Annotated in this window: 15 protein-coding genes; 7 read left to right on the forward strand and 8 right to left on the reverse strand. The window is 60.7% G+C overall.

The window, feature by feature from the left end; all coding sequences use genetic code 11:
* Positions 1-22 precede the first annotated feature (22 nt).
* A complete protein-coding gene (locus tag IZV00_RS09145; protein WP_196224370.1) occupies positions 23-1,663 on the reverse strand; it encodes an FAD-binding protein in 1,641 nt (546 codons plus the stop codon).
* Between the two features lie 499 nt (positions 1,664-2,162).
* Here IZV00_RS09145 and IZV00_RS09150 point away from each other — a divergent pair, with 499 nt between their 5' ends.
* The 3 genes from IZV00_RS09150 to glpK all read left to right on the forward strand — a co-directional run bounded on the left by IZV00_RS09150 (position 2,163) and on the right by glpK (position 6,577).
* Positions 2,163-4,463 (forward strand): TonB-dependent receptor, encoded by a 2,301-nt coding sequence (locus tag IZV00_RS09150; RefSeq protein ID WP_196224371.1) that lies wholly within the window; start codon positions 2,163-2,165, stop codon positions 4,461-4,463.
* Between the two features lie 223 nt (positions 4,464-4,686).
* Positions 4,687-4,992, forward strand: coding sequence for a YdeI/OmpD-associated family protein (locus tag IZV00_RS09155; RefSeq protein ID WP_196224372.1), 306 nt, complete (start codon positions 4,687-4,689; stop codon positions 4,990-4,992).
* A 61-nt stretch (positions 4,993-5,053) separates the two neighbouring features.
* A complete protein-coding gene (gene glpK, locus IZV00_RS09160; protein ID WP_196224373.1) occupies positions 5,054-6,577 on the forward strand; it encodes a glycerol kinase GlpK in 1,524 nt (507 codons plus the stop codon).
* Positions 6,578-6,592: 15 nt separating this feature from the next.
* On the opposite strand, the gene IZV00_RS09165 is transcribed toward glpK, so the two are convergent.
* Complete coding sequence (locus tag IZV00_RS09165) at positions 6,593-8,110, reverse strand: malonate--CoA ligase (RefSeq protein WP_196224374.1); 1,518 nt, start codon at positions 8,108-8,110, stop codon at positions 6,593-6,595.
* A gap of 263 nt (positions 8,111-8,373) precedes the next feature.
* Here IZV00_RS09165 and madL point away from each other — a divergent pair, with 263 nt between their 5' ends.
* Positions 8,374-8,799: a malonate transporter subunit MadL gene (gene madL / locus IZV00_RS09170; RefSeq protein ID WP_196224375.1), complete on the forward strand. Its 426-nt coding sequence runs from the start codon at positions 8,374-8,376 to the stop codon at positions 8,797-8,799.
* The gene (gene madM / locus IZV00_RS09175) at positions 8,796-9,575 is read left to right on the forward strand and encodes a malonate transporter subunit MadM (RefSeq protein WP_230463156.1); all 780 of its coding nucleotides are present in this window, start codon (positions 8,796-8,798) and stop codon (positions 9,573-9,575) included. Before madL ends, madM begins: the two co-directional genes overlap by 4 nt.
* Before the next feature lie 79 nt (positions 9,576-9,654).
* Here madM and IZV00_RS09180 read toward each other — a convergent pair whose 3' ends face one another.
* Genes IZV00_RS09180 through IZV00_RS09195 form a run of 4 tightly spaced genes read right to left on the reverse strand, consistent with a single transcriptional unit; the run spans position 9,655 to position 14,054 of the window.
* A complete protein-coding gene (locus IZV00_RS09180; RefSeq protein ID WP_196224376.1) occupies positions 9,655-10,083 on the reverse strand; it encodes a GlcG/HbpS family heme-binding protein in 429 nt (142 codons plus the stop codon).
* Positions 10,080-11,396, reverse strand: a complete 1,317-nt coding sequence (glcF, locus tag IZV00_RS09185) for a glycolate oxidase subunit GlcF (RefSeq protein ID WP_196224377.1) — start codon at positions 11,394-11,396, stop codon at positions 10,080-10,082. The genes IZV00_RS09180 and glcF overlap by 4 nt, the downstream gene beginning before the upstream one ends.
* A 4-nt stretch (positions 11,397-11,400) precedes the next feature.
* Positions 11,401-12,561 (reverse strand): glycolate oxidase subunit GlcE, encoded by a 1,161-nt coding sequence (gene glcE / locus IZV00_RS09190; protein ID WP_230463157.1) that lies wholly within the window; start codon positions 12,559-12,561, stop codon positions 11,401-11,403.
* Positions 12,561-14,054, reverse strand: coding sequence for an FAD-linked oxidase C-terminal domain-containing protein (locus tag IZV00_RS09195; protein WP_196224378.1), 1,494 nt, complete (start codon positions 14,052-14,054; stop codon positions 12,561-12,563). The genes glcE and IZV00_RS09195 overlap by 1 nt, the downstream gene beginning before the upstream one ends.
* 261 nt (positions 14,055-14,315) lie before the next feature.
* On the opposite strand from IZV00_RS09195, the gene IZV00_RS09200 reads away from it, so the two are divergent.
* Together IZV00_RS09200 and IZV00_RS09205 are read left to right on the forward strand one after the other, a co-directional pair.
* A complete protein-coding gene (locus IZV00_RS09200) occupies positions 14,316-14,999 on the forward strand; it encodes a response regulator transcription factor (RefSeq protein ID WP_196224379.1) in 684 nt (227 codons plus the stop codon).
* Between the two features lie 11 nt (positions 15,000-15,010).
* Positions 15,011-16,333, forward strand: a complete 1,323-nt coding sequence (locus IZV00_RS09205) for a HAMP domain-containing sensor histidine kinase (RefSeq protein WP_230463158.1) — start codon at positions 15,011-15,013, stop codon at positions 16,331-16,333.
* Positions 16,334-16,389: 56 nt separating this feature from the next.
* On the opposite strand, the gene IZV00_RS09210 is transcribed toward IZV00_RS09205, so the two are convergent.
* Together IZV00_RS09210 and IZV00_RS09215 are read right to left on the reverse strand one after the other, a co-directional pair.
* Positions 16,390-18,930 carry a TonB-dependent receptor gene (locus IZV00_RS09210; RefSeq protein ID WP_196224381.1) on the reverse strand — a complete coding sequence of 847 codons (2,541 nt, stop codon included), beginning with the start codon at positions 18,928-18,930 and terminating at the stop codon, positions 16,390-16,392.
* 401 nt (positions 18,931-19,331) lie between these two features.
* A complete protein-coding gene (locus tag IZV00_RS09215; RefSeq protein ID WP_196224382.1) occupies positions 19,332-21,752 on the reverse strand; it encodes a TonB-dependent receptor in 2,421 nt (806 codons plus the stop codon).
* Positions 21,753-22,292: the final 540 nt, after the last annotated feature.

Below are 22,292 nucleotides of genomic sequence, written 5' to 3' on the forward strand. Positions count from 1 at the left end.
AGATCGCTGGCCTGCCCAATCTTTACGCAGCCGCCGCTGCGCTGTGATGACCCGCAATCCAGGCGAATACCATAGCCGGGCCTAACGTCGCGCCTGCGCCAGGATAGGTTCTGCCCATGACCGGGGCAGCGCAATTGCCTGCGGCGTACAGCCCTTCGATGACACTGCCATCCGCGCGCAGCACCCGCGCATGTTCATCGGCCATCAGTCCCCCTTTGGTGCTGAGGTCACCGGGGTAAAAGCGCGTCGCGTAAAATGGCGCCTTGTCGATGGGACCGAACGACGGGTTCGGCTGATTGCCGGGATCGCCATAATATTGGTCGTACACATTGTTGCCACGACCGAAATCTTCATCGACGCCGGTCGCGGCCATGGCATTCACGCGCTCGACCGTCCGGTTGAGGCCCGCCGCATCGATCCCGATTTTCGCGGCAAGCTGATCAAGCGTCGGCGCCTTGATGAAGAAGCCGTTTTTCACCAGATCCCCGTTCATCCCCGGCGGTGTGTCTCCGAAGAAATAGCGGCTGCGATAGCGGGCATCGAAGATCAGCCAGCTCGGCACTGCTCCCACGGTCTTGTCGCGGTCCAGCATGGCCCGCCCGGCGTTGACATAGGACGCCGCCTCATTCGTGTAGCGCTGCCCCGAAGCATCGACGATGATCGATCCGGGCAAGGTGCGTTCCCAGATGCCGACATTGATGGTGCCGTTCGGCAGGATCGACACGGGATACCATGTGGCAGCATCCATCAGGGCGAGTTCGGCACCCACCTCCGCGCCGATCTGGTGCGCGTCGCCGGTATCGCCGGGGCTGGCCGGGCTCCATTCGCCGCTGACTTCCTGAAACTGTTGGCGATATTGGCTGTTCTTCGCAAATCCGCCAGTGGTCAGCAGCACGCCGCGCGGCGCCATGATCCGCCGTTCGGCCTCCCCCTCGCCGATCACGACGCCCACCACTTTATCGCCATCCTGGATCAGCGACTTGAGCGGGCTGTCGAGAAGAACGGGTATGCCCAGGTGCTGAACGATGACCATCAGCTGCCCCATCAATGTCCCGCCCAGGCACAACGGCTCGCGCCCCCGCACGCGCCATGCGGCCGTGCGCGCGATGATACCCATGAACCTGGAGAACGCCTTTAACGACCGCAACATCACCGGTATCACAGGCGCGTCATCGGTGCCCATTACCATCGATGGCATTTCCGATTTGCGCATCGTCTTAAGCCAGTCGCCCAGCTTTTTGCCGTCGAAGTTCACACCCTCCAGCGTCCGGCCCACGCGCGCGCCCGGCTGATCCTGATGATAGTCAGGGTATCTTGGTGCCCGGACCCAACCAAGGCCCTGCTGCTCCAGGGCCAGCACCATCTGCGGACCAACATTCAGATAGGCCACCTTGCGCTCTTTACTGCTCGCCGGGCCGACATCTCCGATAGTCGCTTCCATATAGGCAAGCGCGGCCTCGAAACTGTCTTCCACCCCGTCCCGCTCCATCAGCGGATTATTGGGTATCCAGACCCCGCCGCCAGAAAGCGCGCTCGTCCCGCCCCAACGGTCGGTTTTCTCAATGACCAGCGGATTGAGGCCATTCAACTTGGCGGCAATCGCGCCGACCAGGCCACCCGCCCCACTTCCCACGACAATGAAATCAGCTTGATAATCGCGCAACGCTTTACCCCTGTTTGTGAATCCGCCAAGGATATTCGCTACATAGCGCTCTGTCCCGGAAGGCCGCCTCTATAGCCATCTGATTAGGCAAGGGAAGCGGCCCAGTGATAGCAAAGTTTGCCGCGCCGCATCGTGCCCAAGGCCGTGGTCACCTAAGGCCCCAAGTCCTGATGAAACGGCACGCACCATTATCTGGCTGGAAAGCCTTCCGAACGTGCCTGGCCGTATCGGGAGCAGATGGGGAACCGTGATTGATCAGGGCCGCGCTAATCTGACATGGTTTTGCTTGATGTTGATCGAATCTGACGTTATCGCTCCGGATAAGGTCTGTTGAAATTAGCATATGGGAATAACCATCCGGGCGCGGCGCAAATCGGGGAACGCCCGGATTTGTTTGGCCAGATTGTGACAACGCTGTCCGGATAACGGATTGAGACAGCGGGCAAGGCCATAAAAAGAATACCCGATTTTGGACTCGGGGAATTTAGGGAGGGTGAACGTGAATAAGGCTTTATTATTGTTGGGCACCATGCTGGCGAGCGCACCGGCGTTCGCGCAGCCAGCAACCCAAGCGCAAAATGTTGAGGCCGCTGATAGTGGCACTGCGGCTGACATCGTCGTGACAGCCCAGAAGCGCGTGGAGCGCCTGATCGATACGCCGCAGACCGTCAATGTGGTCAGTGGCGATCAGTTGGAGCGCTTCAATATCACGCGCTTCGAAGATGTCGCGAAGTTCGTGCCGGGTCTTTCGATTTCCTCGGGCGATGGTCGGCAGCAGGCCGTGTCCCTGCGCGGCGTAGCATTCGATCAGGATAGCCAGACGAACCGCTCGGTCGATATCTACCTGAATGAAGTGCCGTTTGACCCTACACAGGCGCTTCAGGCTCAATTCGATATCGGATCGATCCAGGTGCTTCGTGGTCCTCAGGGAACGTTGCGCGGCGGCACGGGTCCGTCCGGCGCGATCCTTATCGGCACCCGCCAGCCCAGCCTGCAAAAGGTCGAGGTAAGCGGCAGCGCAAGCTACAGCGATCGTGAAGCCGTCAACTTGCAGGGCGGCGTCAGCATCCCTGTTGTGACCGACAAGGTGGCAGTCCGCATCGCTGGCCTGTATGACCTCAACTATGGGAACGGCGTGAGGAACATCCTCACTGGCGACACGGATCGTTCACGGTCTTACGCTGGACGCATATCCTTGTTGCTGCAACCGACCGAGGATCTGAACATCCTCGTGATGCACCAGCAGTTCCGTTCAAAGGTGCGACAGCTGCGCCCAGTAGTTAGCGCGGAAGGCCAGCCAGTTGGTGAGTTCGGTTTCATCGGCCCGGATGATCGAGCGGCGATCACCGACGGCGACAATCTGTTCGTCACCAAGGGTCGCTCCACCATCGTCAATGCCAGCTACGATTTTGGCGGACACTTGCTGAGCTACATCGGTAGCTATCAGAATAATGACTTCAACACCGTTCGCGATCTTGATCTTGGCAACGGCTTGCTGTCGTTCGGTCCTGGGTTCCGGCTACCGGTTCAGTTGTTCCAGCAGATCGATATCAAGACGAAGACCTTGACCAACGAAGTCCGCTTCGAACGGACGGGCGATCATTTCTGGATTTATCGCTTCGGTGTTTACTTCAACGACGTGAAGACGCCTTTCACCGGGCTTGTCGACTATACCGGCGCGAACGGTGCGTGCGAGACCGCGCCCGGCCCGTTGGCGGGTTTTGGCTTGCCCTGCCTGACGCTCGGCGGCGGGACGCCGACGAAATCGCATGATCGCGGCTATTTCACGACGCAGACCTTCAACTTCACCGACAAGGATACGGTGGACCTCGGCTTGCGCTACTCGACGACGCAGGTGAATGATCCGACGAACCCGTCGCGCTATCATGCGTGGACTGGCTCCGCGAGCTACAAGCATGAATTTTCCGATAGCCTGATCGTCTATGGAAATTACGGCCGCGCTTACCGCCCCGGAGGATTTGATACGACCGCTGCCGCTACCAATGGCGGCCCGAATGGCCTTCCCGCTTCCTTCTTCACCTGGAGCCCGGAAAAGTCCGACTCTTTTGAAGTTGGTGCGAAGGGCGCGCTGTTTAACAATCGCATGACCTATGCCGTGTCGGCATTCTACCAGAAGTTCAACAACTTCATAAATCGCGTCAACAATGTTGCCTGTAACTATGATCCCGCTGGGGGGACGGCACCAGGTGCATGTTCAACGGTCAATCTCACCTATAATGGTGACGCGATCGTCCGTGGTGTTGAAATGGAACTGCGCGGTCAAATCACCCGCAACTGGAACGCTCAGTTGTCGGCATCCTATACCGATGCCAAATATGACAACGCGGACATCCCCTGCAACGACTATAATAACGACGGGCAACCAGACTTCGGTGGGACGCCTTCGGTCCAGCCGGGCCGCTACGTCAGTGTCTGCTCATCCAACAGTGCATTGTCGGCGCTGCCCAAGTTCCAGGCATCGTTCAACACTGAATATAGCATAGATCTTCCGGATGATTTCCAGACCTTCGTCCGCGTCCTGGGCCGTTACCAGGGCAAGCGGGTCAATCCGAACTCCAACATCCGCTATCCCAATTCGTTCAAGATGGATGCGTTTGCGGGTGTGAGGACGCCGATTGGGGCGGAACTCAACTTCTTCGTCCGGAATGTCTTCGATCAGCGCCGGGACAACGTAGATCCGGGTCAGATATTCAGCTTGTTCGGCTCGCCGACCGGTTACACCGCGATCAACTATGACCAGCGTCGTGAATTCGGTATCCAGACGCGGGTTTCCTTCTGATCGTACCCGCTGTTCTGTAACTGAACAGGCATAATGATATTCCTCTGATCCCGTTCACCACCTCGGTGAATGGGGTCAGAGGAAGTTTTTTACAGGAATATCGAAAGCACCCGGACGGGCAGAAGCTGGACAACCCGAGCGCAACCACCCCAATTATGTGGGCACGCCCAGCGTTGCGAAAAGGGAATTAAGCCGCTAGCCATATGTCCCGGAGGTTTTCGTAGTGAACGCGTTTCTACACGGCACTGTCCACGAAGCAGACGAAGACCTTCAGGCCGCCTTGCGATCAGACGCGAATATCTTGGCGCTGTGGGAAAGCCTTACGCCGCTAGGCAGGAATGAATTCATCTGCTGGGTGAATGACGCGAAGCAATCAAAGACCCGACAGCGCCGCATTGAACGAACCCGCGAGGAACTGCTGGAGGGTAAGAGACGCCCGTGCTGCTGGGCTGGCTGCATCCATCGTTCGGACAAGGCGCCGGGGCGATGGCAGCAGGCAGTCTTGATTAAGCAGCAGCGTAAGTCGTGACCCTCCACATCGCTCCGCGCGACGACGCACCAGGCGTGAACCACAAGCGCGGAGGGGAAGAATGAAGGCGGTGCTCGCGATCGATCAGGGGACCACATCCACCCGATCGCTGCTGATTGATGAAACAGCCGCCGTGCGAAGCGCCACGCAGATCGACTTGAAACAATATTATCCGGCCGACGGATGGGTCGAACATGATCCCGAAGCGATATGGCGCGACGTCGTGGCGACCGCGCGTGCGGCGTTGGACGAGGCGCATCGCACGGGGCTGGACGTCGCCGCCATCGGGATCGCCAACCAGCGCGAAACCTGCCTGCTGTGGGACCGTGAAAGCGGACAGCCCATCCATCCAGCCATCGTCTGGCAGGACAGGCGCGGCGCGGACCTGTGCAGCCGGTTCATCGCGGATGGTCTCGAACCTGAAGTCACGAGCCGCACCGGCCTTCTGCTCGATTCCTATTTTACGGCCAGCAAGCTCGCCTGGCTGCTCGAAACAATCCCCGGCGCCCGCGACCGCGCCGAAAAGGGGCAACTGGCGTTCGGCACCACCGACTCTTTCCTGCTGTGGCGCCTGACGGCGGGCAAGGTGCACGCGACCGACGCCACCAACGCCAGCCGCACTTTGCTGTTCGACATTGGCAAGATGGCATGGTGTCCGGACCTGTGCCGAATGTTCGGCATTCCCATGCAGATATTGCCTGAAGTGCGGGAGAATGACTGCCTCTTCGGGACATCGGACAAGAATATCCTGGGCGTATCGCTGCCCATCGCGGGAATGGTCGGGGATCAACAGGCCGCGTTGATCGGCCAGGGGTGCCTGAACCGGGGCGGCGCAAAGGTCACGCTGGGAACGGGCGGGTTCGCGATGCTGAACACAGGCGGGCAGATTTGCCGGTCGAAGCACCGGATGCTGTCCACCGTCGCCTGCTATTCCAATGGAAGCGTCAGCTACGCGATCGAAGGGGCATTCTTCGTCGCGGGTGCGGCCGTCCGGTGGACGCGGGACAAGCTAGGCCTGGTCGCCACGGCGGCAGAGACCGAAATCATGGCGCGGTCCTTGCCCGATAATGGCGGCGTCTATCTCGTCCCCGCCTTTGTCGGCTTGGGCGCTCCGCACTGGAACCCACATGTAAGGGCGATGCTGACAGGGATGACCTTCGCCACGGGTCCTGAACATATCGTGCGTGCGGCGCTGGAATGCGTCGCCTACCAATGCGCGGACCTGCTGAACGCCATGGCACTCGACAGCGCCGTCCAGCCTAATGAGCTCAAGGTGGATGGCGGAATGGTGGCCAACGACTGGTTGTGCCAGTTCCTAGCCGACATATTGAACCTCACCATCATCAGACCCGCCAACATAGAAACCACGGCACTGGGCGCCGCCTTCCTCGCCGGATCGGCGACGGGGGTCTGGACGACACTCCCCGAAGCCGCGTCGCGCGTGTCGCCCGACCGGCGGTTTAGCCCAACACTGCCCGCTGTTCAGAGGGAGCGCCTCATCGAGGGTTGGCGCGGCGCGGTTGGCCAGGCTCTGAACGCTTCATCCCCGGAACGCCCCTCCTCTCAGCAATCACAGGACGTTTGAGGGACCTTTAACCCTTCAAGTCGCCTTGAAGCTATCCCGATAGGTTTCGCGAAGCACCGTCTTCTGGACCTTCCCCATCGTATTCTTGGGCAACTCTTGCACGAACACGAACCTTTTCGGCTGTTTGAAGCGTGCGAGCCTGTCCGCCAGTGCTGCGGCGATGGCCGATTGGTCGGTGAAGGACGGATCGCGCGCCACGATCGCGGCGACGACACCCTCGCCCAGGTCGGGATGCGGCACGCCCACGACGGCCGATTCATGGACTTGCTCCAGTTCGTCCAAAGCGGCTTCGACTTCGGCGGGATAGATGTTGTACCCGCCGGAAATGATCAGGTCCTTGGCGCGCCCTACTATGGAGACATAGCCTTGCTGATCGATCAATCCCAGATCGCCTGACATGAAATAGCCGTCGCGAAATTCGGCGGCGGTCTTTTCGGGCATGCGCCAATATCCCTGGAACACATTGGGACCAGCGATTTCGATCATCCCGACATCGCCCTGTTTCAGCTCCTGGCCAGTTTCGGGGTCCGTGATGCGGATCGAAATTCCCGGCAGCGGCAGGCCCACAGTGCCCGCGATGCGTTCGCCGTCATAGGGGTTGGACGCGTTCATGTTCGTTTCGGTCATGCCATAGCGTTCCAGAATGGCGTGACCCGAACGTTCCAGAAATTCGCGGTGAATGTCGGCGGAAAGCGGCGCCGATCCCGACACGAACAAACGCATATGCCGCACGAGCGCCCGGTCGAAGCGTGGATCGCCGAGCAGGCGTATGTAGAAAGTGGGCACGCCCATCATGGTCGTAGCAGCCGGGAGCGATCGCAACACCGCCTCCAGATCGAAGCGTGGATGAAATATCATCGACGCGCCCGATGCGAGCACGACATTGGTCGCCACGAACAGCCCGTGGGTATGAAAGATCGGAAGCGCGTGCAGCAGAACGTCATCCGCCGTGTAGCGCCAATAATCCCGCAGCGTCATCGCGTTGGACGCCAGATTGGCGTGGCTTATCATCGCGCCCTTCGACCGTCCCGTGGTGCCGGACGTGTAGAGGATCGCGGCAAGATCGCTATCGTCACGGTCGACTGTCGCAAATTGGGTAGCGCTTTCGCGTGCCAGTTCGACCAGGCTGCCGTCGCCATCGCTGCTCATGGTCTCCACGCAGCCAACCCCGGCCTCGCTCGCAAGATCGGCAATCGCGGGCCGGTTCACTGGATCGCAGACGAACAGCGCCGGGGCGGCATCACGCATGAAATAGTCGAGCTCGCCAGCCGTATAGGCCGTATTGAGCGGCAGAAAGATCGCCCCCGCCCGCAAGCAACCCAGATAGAGCATAAGCATGTCGATGCTCTTTTCCGCCTGCACCGCAACCCTGTCTCCGACCTTCACGCCCAGCTGGCCGATGGCGTTGGCGAAGGCGGCCGAACGCTCTTCGACATCCTGGTAACTGATGACGTTTCCATCCAGCATATGGGCGAACGGACGACGGCGATCCTCCGGGAAGCAGGCTTGGAGGCTGGTGTAAAGATTGGTCATGGCAGGCAGCTTTCACAGAGGCTCGGCAAGGATGAGCCCGAACATTTCCCGAGAATGTGTGAACATCGGCGCATGCTTCACGCCGCCAGATTTTCCCACGCTTCGTACCAAGGATTGCGGATTTCGAATGTCGTGCATACACGATGATTGAACAGCCGCAATATGAGATGTGATCGGCGAAATGGGGGACGGATCATGCAGGGGATATTTGGCGGAAAGACCTTGTTCGCTGAACGACCGCACATTGTTTCAATGGTGACGCAGTGACGATCTCGGGCGTCGCGCTTCTTGCAATCTGCACGCTGGTGGGTGCGTTCTGCGGAGACCTTCTTGGCGCCCTGCTGGGCGTGAAAGCCAATGTGGGGGGCGTCGGCATCGCCATGATGATGCTCATCGCCGCGCGATTATGGCTGGCGCAACGTGGAGCCATGAATAGGGGCGTAATGCTGGGCGTCGAATTCTGGGGCACCCTTTATATCCCGATCGTCGTGGCGATGGCGGCCAACCAGAATGTGGTCGCCGCCGTCAAATCGGGGCCGCTGGTCGCCATCGCCGCCATCCTTGCGGTGGCTGTCTGCTTTGCCGCCGTGGCCATCATCAGCCGAATGGATCAGGACGCCGAAACGATGGACGAGATCGAGGCGCGCGAGGCGGCGGCAAAGGCTCTCGCGTCGAGTGCCGTCGCATGACGTCCTTGTCCGCCATCATCGATCATGTGGCCGATGCCAATAACCTGATTGTCGCCTTCGCTCTGGTCGGGCTGGTGATGTGGCTGTCCGGCTGGATATCGCGCACTCTGACGGGCGGCCGTATCCACGGATCGGCGATCGCGATCATCATCGGGCTTGCGCTGGCTTTCGTCGGCGGTATCGCCACGGGCGGCAAGAGCGGCCTGTCGGACATTCCGATGCTCTCGGGCATCGGCATCATGGGTGGCGCGATGCTGCGCGATTTCGCGATCGTCGCGACCGCTTTTGAAGTCGACGTGGCAAAGGCGCGGCAGGCCGGACTGATCGGGGCGGTCGCCCTGACGCTCGGCACGGTGCTGCCCTTCATCGTGGGCCTCGCGGTGGCTTATTCCTATGGCTTTACCGATCCCGTTTCACTGACGACGATCGGCGCAGGCGCGGTTACCTATATCGTCGGGCCGGTGACCGGCGCCGCTTTGGGGGCCAGTTCGTCGGTCATCGCCTTGTCGATCGCGACGGGCGTCTTCAAAGCTGTGCTGGTGATGATCGGCACGCCCTTCGTCGCCAAGGCGATCGGCCTCAACAATCCGCGCAGCGCCATGGTATTCGGCGGATTGATGGGCACGGTCAGCGGCGTGTCGGGCGGGCTGGCAGCGACCGATCGTCGGCTCGTGCCCTATGGGGCGTTGACAGCCACATTCCACACCGGGCTGGGCTGTCTGGTGGTGCCTTCGGTCTTCTTTCTCGTCGTCCGCACGCTGATGGGCGCGCCATGAGGCTCAGCTCGCATGGCAGACCAGCTCCGGGCGATGGTGACCATCGCCTCCCATCCCCGGAGACCCGACCGCAAAGCGCCTAACCCTGTGCGCGAAGACCCGCTGCACTGATCCCCGCCAACGCGCAGGCTTCGTCATTGTCCGACGTGTCGCCCGTCACGCCTACCGCACCGATCGGCGCACCCGCGCCATCGACGACGATGACGCCGCCCGCCGCTGGAACCACACCATGGGGCGCGATCGGCCCCAGCGACGCGATGAAGGTCGGCCGTTCGGCTGCCATATCGCCAATCTTGCGCGACGAAACGCCAAGGCCAAGCGCACCCGCAGCCTTGGCGCAGGCGATCTGCGGCCGAAGCGTCGACGCCCCATCCTGCCGCTGGAAGGCGAGAAGATGTCCACCGGCATCCAGCACAGCGATGCTCAGCGGCTTCAGCCCGATTTCGCGTCCATGGGCCAAACCAGCGGCGATGATCATGTTGGCCTGATCAAGGGTGATGTGGGTCACGTGGGGATTCCTTTCTGAAGCAGGGTCAGGGCATGGGGCGCAGGACCACCCGTCGCCCAATCGATAAGTTCGATGACATGGACGACCGGCAGGGCCGCCCGCTGGCCGATCTGGATCGCGCAGCCGATATTGCCCGTCGCGATCACATCGGCATTGAGCCGCGCGAGGTTGGCCACCTTGCGCTCGCCGAGCTGCCCGGCGATCTCCGGTTGCAGGATATTGTAGGTCCCCGCCGATCCGCAGCAAAGATGCGCTTCCATCGGCGTGCGAACCGTATAGCCCACGGCCTCCAGCAATCGGCGCGGTGCCTCCGTCACTTTCTGCCCGTGCTGAAGCGAACAGGCGGCATGATAGGCGACGCTCATCCCCCGTCCCTCTTCCGCAGGCAGCGGAGCGTCGATCAGGACCTCGCTCACATCCTTTGCCAGCGCGGACACACGCGCGGCCTTGTCGGCATAAGCCGGGTCATCGCGCAGCATGAAGCCATAATCCTTGATCGTCGTGCCGCAACCCGAGGCGGTAATAACGATCGCGCTCAAACCGCCATCTTCGATCTCGCGGGTCCAGGCATCGACATTCCGGCGCGCGGCCTCCAGGCTGGCAGCATCCTTGCCCATATGATGGACGAGCGCCCCGCAACAGCCCTCCCCCCGGGCGAACACGACATCGAAGCCCGCGCGGCCCAGCACGCGCATCGTCGCCTCGCGAATTTCGGGCCTAAGCACGGGTTCGGCACATCCCTGGAGCAGCGCCACACGGCCGCGCGCGGCGGGCACCGGCTGGGGAACCGGATTGGCTCTGGATTTCGGCAAAGCCTGACCGGGCGCAAGCGCGAGCATCGCAGCCAGCGGCTTGAGCGCCGTCACCCGCTCCAGCAACGGCGCCGCCGGTTTGGCCAGCCGCGCCAACTTGAGCGCAACCCGAAAACGCGCCGGATAGGGCAGCACGGCGGCAAGCAGCGCGCGGATTAATCGCTCACGCCACGGCCGCCGGTATCGCTCCTCGATATAGGCCCGCGCATGATCCACCAGATGCATATAGTTCACGCCCGACGGGCAGATCGTCATGCACGACAGGCACGACAGGCATCGATCGATATGCTTCACGATCTCCGCTGTCGGCTCCCGCTCATTTTCCAGCATGTCCTTCATCAGGTATATGCGGCCACGCGGACTATCGAGTTCGTCGCCCAGCAGGACATAGGTCGGGCAAGTTGCGGTACAGAAGCCGCAATGAACACATTTGCGGATCACTGCTTCGGACGCGGCCATTGCAGGATCGGCGAGCAGCGCAGGCGGGAAGTTGGTCTGCATGATCTTAAAAGCGTCCCGTCTCGAACAGTCTAGCCGGATCGAAGGCACGCCGCACCCGCTCCTCCAGCGCCGCAACACCCGGCGCTTGCGGGTGGAAGGCGGGCACGGCGGCGCGTGTAGCAGCGGGCGCCCGCGCCAGCGTGGCATGCCCCCCAGCCGCCGCAGCCGCAGCGCGAACCGCCTGAGGATCACCATCAAACGTCATCCAGATCAAACCGCCCGCCCAATCGAACAGCCATTGCGCGCCCAATGGCCGCAGCGCGGACACCACCGCCAGGCTGGCACTTGGCGCAACGTTGATCCGCCACAATGGCTGATTGGCGGGTAGCGGGCTGAGTGTCCGCAACCCGTCCCAGACCCGCTTGCCCTCCGTTTCGTCGAGCGCCTCAACCTTGCCGAAAGCGGCGAGCAGCGTGTCGAGCATGGCCCCGCGCGCGGCCACCGATGGGCCGACACCCTGGATACGGAATGCCGTGAGCGCCCGGCCATTCCGGCCACAGCCGGGCAGATGCGCTGCCGCCGCGATCTCCGCTTGCGACCCCATGGCGACCGCCATCGCCTTCACCGCCTGCGCCTCATCCAACCCCTCGATCGCTCGCGTGGCGTAGGCGCGCGGATGCGGCAAGACCTTGAGCGTCACTTCGGTCATCGCGAACAGTCGCCCCCAACTGCCCGCCGCCAGCTTGGGAAGATCGTAGCCTGTGACATTCTTGACGACCTTTGCGCCCGCCACAAAAGGTTCGCCACGCCCCGACACGGCCCGAAAACCCAGCAGATGATCGCGCGCGCCGCCATGCGAAAGGCGCTGCGACCCAGCCACGCCTGCCGCAACCGTACCACCGATCGTGGCGGCCCCGGCAGGCGCGCCATAAATAGGCCCATGATCGAAAGGTTCGAAGGCCAGCATCTGGTTCTGCTCCGCCACCAGAGCTTCCACCTCGGCCAGCGGCGTACCGACGCGCACCGTCAGCACCAGTTCCGCGGGATCATAATCGACCACACCGGCAAATCCCCGCATCGACAGCGGCCGAGCCTCGATCGGCGCGCCAAAGCCGGACTTGCTGCCACCACCCGTGATCGCCAACCGCACGCCCTCACGAGCGGCATCCGCGATCACATCGGCGAGTTCGTCCTCGCGGGTCGGAAGAGACGGTTGCTCCATCATCAGAAGCGCGGCAATTCGGGAAAGGGCAGTTCGCCCCGATGGACATGCATCCGCCCCAATTCGGCGCAGCGATGTAGTTGCGGGAACATCTTGCCGGGATTGAGTAGCAATTCAGGATCGAAGGCGCATTTCAGGCGCTGCTGCTGCTTGAGGTCAGTCTCGCTGAACATTTCGGGCATCAGGTCCCGCTTCTCGACGCCGACGCCATGTTCGCCGGTCAACACGCCGCCAACCTTGACGCACAGCCGCAATATGTCGTTGCCGAACGCTTCGGCCCGTTCCAGTTCACCCGGAACATTGGCATCATACAGGATCAGCGGGTGCAGATTGCCGTCGCCCGCGTGAAACACATTGGCGACGCCAAGGCCATAGTGATCGGACAGTTCCTCCATCCGTTCGAGCACTTCGGGAAGTCGTCGACGCGGGATCGTGCCATCCATGCAGTAATAATCGGGCGCGAGCCGACCCACCGCCGGGAACGCTGCCTTTCGGCCCGCCCAAAAGGCAATGCGCTCCTGCTCGCTGGTGGACGCCCGCACCGATACCGCGCCATTGGCGCGGGCGATCCGCTCAACCTCGCCCAGCAGGTGCGCGCATTCCGCCTCGACCCCGTCAAGTTCGACGATCAGCAGCGCCTCCACATCCAGCGGATAGCCGACATTCACGAAAGCCTCTGCCGCGTGGATGGCAGGGCGATCCATCATTTCCATGCCCGCCGGTATGATCCCGGCCGCGATCGTGTCGGCAACGCACTGGCCCGCCCCCTCAACGGTGGCAAAGCCGATCAACAGCGCCCGCGCGGTTTCGGGCTTGGGCAGGATGCGAACAGTGACTTCGGTGACGACGCCCAGCAACCCTTCCGACCCGACCACGACACCCAGCAGGTCGAGCCCCGCCGGGTCAAGCTGACGCCCGCCAATGCGGATCACCTCGCCATCCATCAGAACGATCTCGCAGCCCAGCACATTATTGGTGGTAAGACCGTATTTCAGGCAATGCACACCGCCTGAATTTTCCGCGACATTGCCGCCGATCGAACAGGCGATCTGGCTCGATGGATCGGGCGCATAATAGAAACCCCGATCCTCGACGGCTCGGGTGATGGCGAGATTGGTGACGCCCGGCTGCACCACGGCGATCCGATCGTCATAATCGATCCCCAGGACGCGATTGAACTTGCCAAGGCCCAACAGCACGCCATCGGCGAGCGGCAAGGCGCCACCGGAAAGCGAAGTCCCCGAACCGCGCGGCACCACCTTGACCCGGTTGGCGTGGCACCAGGCGAGGACAGCCGACACCTGCGCTGTCGTCTCGGGCAGCACGACGACCATCGGCGGCTGGCGATAGGCGGTCAGACCGTCGGACTCATAGGGGCGCAGACCATCGGGATGGTCGATCACCCCTTCACCGGGCACGATTTGCCGAAGCGCGGCGACGATCTCCCCACGACGCGCCAGCGTGATTTGGTCCGGTTCCGGCATGACAAGCGACACGACCGCGTTCCTTTCTTCTCGCCTGCATTGTAGAACCAGCTGAAATACAGCGGTAGGCTATAAAATCGCTAATCACTCTTTCTTGTAAGGAAATAATTACAGGGCACGACAGCCCCTGCCTTCTCTCGCAAAAGCTTTATCCGGCGGCGAGGCATATGGGATGGTCCAGCGCCTGCTCGACGTCCTGCTAAACTGTCATCGATTTGAAACTCGATCGTCATAGGGAAGACTCATGCGAGGCTTCACTGTCGGGACCGACCATTGCCGCTGAACTTATTGATTGTCGAGGATGACGAGGAACTCGCGACGCAGTTGCGCGAGCAACTCAGCGTGTTCGGCCATGACTCCACAATTGTCGGAGACGGTCGATGCGCAAACCAGATGGTAGCCGCGCAGCATTTCGACGCGATCATCCTTGATCGGATATTGCCGATGGTCGACGGCGTGACATTGCTCAAAGGATTGCGCGAACATAATATTCTGACCCCCGTCATCATGATGACGGCGCTCGGCCAATCACGGCAAAAGGTGGAGGGGCTGGAGAGCGGGGCTGACGATTATGTCGTGAAGCCGGTCGATCCGGCCGAATTGAACGCCAGGCTCAACGCGCTGGTGCGCGCGAGGGAGTGGACGGACAAGGGCGCCAACGAAACGCTGCGCGCGGGCGATCTCGTGGTCACCCCCTCTCGCCACAGCGCCTGGCGCGATGGGCAGGCGCTGCGGTTACAGAAGACCGAATTCAAGGTGCTGGTGGAATTGGTCCGCCATGCCGGTACGCCTGTTACTCGCGCCATGATGCTGGAACGTGTCTGGAATTATGATTTCGAACCGGCCACTAATCTGGTTGAAGCCCATATCCGCCGCCTGCGCATCAAGTTGATGGAATTTGGTGGTGACGATCCCATCGTGACTATTCGCGGACTGGGTTATATGATCCCGGGGTGATTTCCCGGTCCTTGCGCACACTCACGCTCGTCTTTCTGTTCTTCTTTGTCCTCGCCACGTTGACCACGGGCTTTGGCATCTACTTCGCGACGCTGCGAACCATCGACCATATGGTGGTGCAGCGCATCACAGGCATGAGCGAAACTTTGGCGCCCGAGGGCGGGGGTTTCAGCGCCAGCGGGATCAGCCGCCGCATCCGCGTCGCGGCACATGACCGCGACACCGCCGATCTTGGCTTCATCCTGTTAAAAAATGGACGGCAGATCGCAGGCAATGTGCGCGTGTCGCGGCCCCTGCCCCTTGGCGTCTCCAGCGTCGATCTGGCGGACGATATCAAAGGTCTTTCTCACGGCCGCGTCATGGTCCGGGATTTGGGAGGCGGACTGAAGCTGGCGGTGATCGCCGAAACGGAACCTTTTGATAATTACAACGCAGCCCGCAAGCGCATCTACCTATTGGGTTTCGGCTCGATCATCCTGATCGCGCTGGCGGCGGCGACGACTTTCACGCTGATCATCCGCCAAAGGATCATCGAGATGCGCCGCACCGTCGATGCGATTTTCGAAGGCGACCTGTCGCAGCGTGTGCCCGGAAGCGATCCTCACACGGCCTTCGGTCAACAGGCGCAGGCTTTCAATCGCATGCTGGACCGCATCAATCATCTGATGGAGGAAATTCGCAACGTCACTAATGGGGTGGCGCACGAATTGCGGACGCCGCTGGCGCGCCTGCGCAATCAGCTGAACCTTATCGCCCATGATCCGAAGGCCGCCCCCGTGCGCGACAGGATCGATGAAGCACAGGCCGAGGCCGACGGATTGCTCAACCTCTTTTCGGCACTCCTGCGCATCGCCGAAATCGACAGCGGGGCGCGGCGCGAGAATTTCGCGACGGTGAACCTTGCCGATCTAGTCGCCGAATGCGTCGAGGCGCTGGACGCCGTGCTGGATGACAGCGGGCATCCGATAGCAGAACTCAGCCTGGAGCCCGCCATCGTCAACGGCGACGCCCAGCTATTATCGCAGATGATCGTCAATCTCGTGGAAAATGCGGTACGCCACACCCCGGCGGGCTCGGAAATACGCATCACTCTATCGGGCGCGTCAGCTGGCTGGGCAATTCTGATCGTGTCCGACAACGGCCCCGGCATCGCGCCTGCGGATCGCGCGAAAGCACTGGATCGCTTCGGCCGCTTGTCCGGCGGCGGCGACGTCAAGGGGCATGGCTTCGGCCTGCCGCTGGTCGCATCGATCGCGCGGTTGCATGGGGGCTCGATCGAACTGGGCGATGCGCGCCCGGGCCTCCAGGTTTCGGTAACGCTGCCAGCCGCATAAAAAATGGCGCGCCGCGAAGGGGCGGCGCGCCACAAAAGGTTGCGAAGATCAGATGATCAGAACTTGACGGACGCTTCGATGCCGTAGGTGCGAGGCGCGTTGAAGTTGCCATAATCACCAAGCACGTTTTTGATGTCGCCATTGACCGTGCTGTTCGTCGGTGCGGCCGGCAAGCTGTTCGACGGATCGCGGCGGAAGACATGCTGTTCGTTGAACAGGTTACGTCCCCACAGGCTGAGCGTCAGGTTGCGGCCTCCGCCGGTCCCGATGTCCGCCAGCGAGATGCGGCCGTTGAAGATCAGCGAGCTGTCATTCTTTGTCGCGAACTGGTCGAAGGCCTGGGTGGCCTGCGAATAGTTGCCATCGAAGTGGAACTTCAGCTTCGTGTCTTCGCTGCCGATCGGCAGGCTGTAGTCGATCGACCCGCTCGCGGCGTTACGCGGCGTGAACACGATGTAGAAGTTCTGATAGACGCCCGTCGCGTTGATGAACACCGGCGGGATCTTCGTGTAGGTATAGGCGTAAGACGCATTCAGCGTCAGGCCCTCGATCGGGTTCAGCGTCAGGTCCGCCTCGATCCCGCGGATCTTCGTGGTGCCGGGCGCATTGATCGTGACCAGGTTGTTGAAGCTGGTGTTGCCGACAAACTGGATCGAGCTGATGTCGACCTGGCTGTCCTTGCGGTCCATGATGTAACCAGCGAGGTTGAACCGGGCGCGGTTGTTCCAGAAATCCGACTTCAGGCCGACTTCGTAGGACTTCACATCTTCAGGATCGAACGCCTGATAGTTGGACGTGCGCGAGCTTGCGCCGCCAGCGCGATAGCCGGTCGCATATTTCGCATAGACGTGCAGGTCGTTGCTGACGTCATAGGCAATCGTTGCCATCGGGTTGAAGCGGTTCCACGTCGCGTCCAGCGGCTGGTAGCCAACGCCGGTCAGGAAAGCCGCAGTGGCGGTGTCATAATTCACGTTGCGCGAATAGTGCAGCACGCCCTTCTTCTCGTCATGCGTGTAGCGGCCGCCGACCGTGATGTGCAGCGCGTCTGTCGCGTTCCAGGTCAGCTGACCATAGGCGGCATAGCTCTTCGACCAGACTTCCGAAGCGCGGTCGATTGAGCAGCCGTTGACGGCCTTGCCGACGAAGGCCGGGGTCGACGCTGTGCAGAAGGGGATCGGCGCATAATTGTAGCCGGTAATTACGCCAGCCCCGTCGCGAATGGCGACCGCGCCCATGGAGCTGGGCGTGGCGGCGTCATCGCTGACATGTTCGTTGAAGTAGAACAGACCCGCAACATAGTCGATCGAACCGACGGTGCCGACCGCCTGCAGTTCCTGGCTGAACTGGCGCTGGCGCAGGTCGGCGAGGCTGTAGCGGCTGAATGCGCAGGGTGCGGCCGTGGTGCAGCCAGCGGCAGTGCTGCCGAGCGGCGGGTTTACCAGCGGCGGACGGTGCGCGCCGCCCGAATTGTCCCACTGGGTCGCGTCAACGCCGCGCCATGCAGTGATTGAACGCAGCTCCAGTTCGTCGCCAAGGTTCCACTTCAGCGTGTTGGTGAAGCCGTGGGTCTTGTCGACGCTGACCTGCTGCGGCACGCCGATGTCGGCCTGACCCATGCGGGTGTCGCCGTTCACGACGACACCGGGCAGCAAGGGCTTGACGGGGCCGCCGGTCAGGTTGGTGTAGGCCGTGCCGGGCAGGGTACAGGCGGGCTGCGATGCCTGGGTGCCGTTGGCGCAATTGTTCGGATTATAGTTCAGCAGCTGGCTGTAGAAGGGCGTATTCTCGTCCTTCGCGACGTCATAGGCGAAGTCGTTGGTGATGGTGTCGGTCGGCTGCCAGCGCACGGCCGCGCGCGCGCCCTTGCGGTTGTAATAGTTCCAGCCGACCTGCCCCGCGAGCGGGTTTTCAGTGGTTGCGTCCTGATGCTGGATCACGCCGTCAAGCTTGACCGAGAAGCCAGCGACCTTCGGCAGGTCGAGGTGGAAGTCGGCGGTGCGGCTACCATAATTGCCAGCGCCCGCTTCGATCCGGCCGCCCCATTCGCCGGTCGGTGCCTTGCTGACGATGCTGAGCGCGCCACCTTCGGTGTTACGGCCAAACAGCGTGCCCTGCGGACCCTTGAGCACTTCGACGCGCTCGATGTCGAACAGTGCGGCGTTCAGGCCATGCTGGCGGCCCATATAGACGCCGTCGACATAGATGCCGACGCCCTGTTCACGGGCGGGCTGGTTGGCGTCGAGCGGAACGATGCCGCGAATGCCGATGGTGAGCGCGGACTGGCGCGCTTCGAAAGTCGCGACGCGCAACGACGGAACGGCGCCGTCCGCGAAATCGTACATGCTCTGCACATGCCTGTTTTCCAGCGCCTGTGTGTCGACGACTGCCATGGAAATCGGCGTTTCCTGCAAATCGGTTTCCCGCTTGGTGGCGGTGACGACAATGGCGGCCATGCCCTCGCTGTCCGCCGTATCGGCGGCGGGAGCAGCGGCGGTCGCCTCGGCAGTTGCCGCACTGGCAAGCGTCGGTGCGGATACAGATCCCAGCAACAACGCACTCATCGAAGTCCGAAGCAGGATAGTGGAAGAGCGACTCATGATTACCCCTTTAAAAATCCATCAAGTGGATGCTTTGCGGGGTCACCATTAGGAGGCCATCACAACATTTTTGTGACAAACATTGTCATATAAAAACAAATATCATTTCATATTCGCGTCATTTTAAATATATTCATTATAATTTCTGATATTGTTTAAATAACAAATTAATATATATTTGTATTTCTTTCTAAGAAATCACGAAATTTATTACGGCAATGCATAAAAGCCGACTATAAATGACCTTGGTATCTACTCGATCCGCAGATTCTCAACGATTCCATAGGGAAAGGAATAGCGCGCTTACGTCACTTGAACACGTGACCCCAGCCGCTGGGGCCGGTCCGGATCATTATGAAGCTGCTTCATATGTTGGTGATCCGACCGGCCCTGCCTTGATCTTAGAATTTGAAGTTGCCCGTCAGTCCAAACTCGCGTGGATTGGTAACATTGACCGTGCGGTAGCCCGAGTCATAGTCCACGCCGCTGGACGTGCCGACTACGGCATTGCCCTGGCTGATGTTGGCGATCCGCTTCTGGTTCAGCACATTCTTCGCGAACAAGGTGAATTCCCATTTGCTGTCCTCGGCACGAAGGCCAACGAACAGGTTGAGCATTTCACGGCTACGATAATCATAATCGATCCGGTCAGAATAAAAGCCGGGCCGGTACGTGAACAATCCACGCAGGAACGGCGTAGCACTGTCCATCGGAAAACGGACTTCCGTGTTGGCGGTCAGGCTGAAATCAGGCGTCTCGCCGATGCGGCCGTTGCTGGCGCAGAAGCTGACATTGCCCGGCCCCGTAACGGTCGCCGGTCCGTCCCGGTTCGGGCGGCCAGTTCCAGCGAAGTCGTTGCACGGCAGCAGGGCGTTGCGATAACGGGCGCGAGTATAGGCAGCACTAACGCCGAAGTCCCAGTCTCTCGTGATCCGGCCGTCCAGCGATCCTTCGATCCCCTTGATCCGTGCGTCGCCATTATAGTTGAAATCGAAAAAGCCGGTGGGCGGCGCGGCCACGGCGGACTGATAATAGATGCCGCTGAAACGGTTCAGGAAGTTATCGAGCTTCTGATAGTAGACCGACACCGCATAATGCAGGCGGCGTCCGGCGAAGCTGCCTTTGACGCCTGCTTCGATCGAGTCCGTCTTTTCCGGCTGGGTGAGGATCAGGTCGTCGCTGAGGCCATCGGGCAGGCCGGAGCTGACGCTCCCGGCGCGGAAGGAGTGGCCGTAGGAGGCGAAGATATTCATCGACGGCATCAACTGGTAACTGATCGTCAGGCCGCCCGTGATCGGCTTGTCAGACGTATTGCGCAGGCTGGCTGGAATGATGTCCGTTGCCGGGTAGGACGCCGGTAAGCAGCCAAAGGACACAGCATCAACAATTGGATCGCCGGTGCACAGCAAGCTGTTGCCCGGCGTGCTCAACCCCAGTCGGCTGACATTCACCGACTTGATGATCGAGTAACGCAGGCCGCCTTCGATCGCCAAGCCGCCCCTACGAAAGTTAAGATTGGCGTTGAACGACCAAATGCTCCGATCTACCGGAACGGTAATCTGGGTGGCGATGGGCAGATAAGGCAGCGCGCCCAGAGTGTTCAGGCTATCATTCTGTTCAAACGGGAAAATGAAGCTGTCGCCTGGCTGAAAGATGCGCGTCGTTCCCCCCATCTTATTGTAGAAGACGCCAATGCCGCCGCCCAGGCCCTCCTTGTTATTCGTGGCCAAACGCATTTCGACCGTGTCGTATACGAAGGGAGTTGGACCAAAGGAGTTGGAGACGTAATTGGGCACTGCATTGCCGACATCCAGATCACGCTGGCCCTTCAGACGTGAATCCTGATGCGCCCCTACAAACGACAATGTTGCCGGACCCAAATCCCAGTCAATTGCCAGGTTAACGATGTGACTTTCACTGATATTGCGGCTCGTACCCTCTGCGACGGCGGCATAGTCATCGACACCCAGGGCTGGACCGGAACGCGTTGATGCGTTCGGAACCAGCGCACCACCCAGAAATGGGCCAGCTTCGAACGTCGACGTGTTGCCTGATCCGATAACCTGCTGCATCTGCCTATTGTCCGCATACAGATACTGATAAGTGATATAGGCAGTGAGATTGTCCGTTGGACGAAGGCCCAAGGTCAAGCGGGCGCTTTCAGTGCGGCTGCGCGACCGTTCGCCCGTGTTGACATTGCGGACGTTGTTCAGGCGATTGCCGTCAACCAGTGCAGCAACGCGCAGCGCGATCTTGTCAGAGAAAGGCAGGGAAACCCCGCCCTGCACATTATAGCCTCCACGCGTGGTAGCGGTAGTCTGCGCATAGCCTTCGATCTCATCGAAACTGGGGCGCGCCGTGGAGATGGTGATCGCACCTGCGGGGGCGGAGATGCCGCGCAGCAAGCCTTGGGGACCGCGCAGCACTTCGATCTGCTTGATATCGTAAAGGGCCGTGTAGACCGTCTGCGCATCGGTCGGAATTTCGTTGAAATAGACCTGGACCGCAGGGTCGGTGCCCTGGTCGGGATCGAACGAAATACCGCGCAGCGTCGTCGAATTGTTACGGCCCGTAGTGTTGGTCATCTCCAGGCCCGGAGCGAGCTGCTGAACGTCCTTGGCGTCGAAAATGTTCAGCTTCTGCAACTGCTCGCCGGTCGCCACATTGACGCTCATAGGCACTGATTGAAGCGATCGGGCTTCGCGCGTCGCCGTGACGACGATCTCGCCACCACCATCGGCCGCATCCTGCGCCCAGGCAGCGGTCGGCACGGTCATCGCTGCACCGCACAACAATGCAGAAAGAGTCTTTCCCTGTTTCATGACAGCGTTCCTTTTCTTGGCAGAAGCCAGCCCGACAATGTTGACAACTGCTAACGATCGCGCAGGCACCCCGCAACCCTCACCGTCATATTTTTGTAAATTTTGGCCCGCCTACTTACTATTTATCAAATATATGCGTTATTTCTTCGCATAATGCGCTTTATATGGCGGATTTTAATCCGCATTACGTTGAACAGATATCCAAATTCAGCTGGCATCGTCCTAGCGCTCCAAATCACCAAAAAACTGACACGCGCTAGATAAATTTTCCTCATCGGAGGATAGGAATAAGGACCGCGAAACGGTGAAGCGCAACCCCGTCAACGCGAATTTATTGCACTTGCGAATGCCTGCGAGGCCGGAAGAACAGTCGCATCCGGTGGCGAAGAACGCTCCACGCCGGGAATTTAAGGAGATCACTTTGGGGCGAGGCTCACATTGGACCAGATGGACGCGCGGTGTCACGCTCTCGAATTAGCAAGAGCGAGCCTTTTCCCTCCACCGAAGCATAAGCGCGAGCTACTCCCCGCTGGCGCGGCG

It is taken from the genome of Sphingobium sp. Cam5-1, assembly GCF_015693305.1.
In the GTDB taxonomy this organism is placed as follows: Bacteria; Pseudomonadota; Alphaproteobacteria; order Sphingomonadales; family Sphingomonadaceae; genus Sphingobium.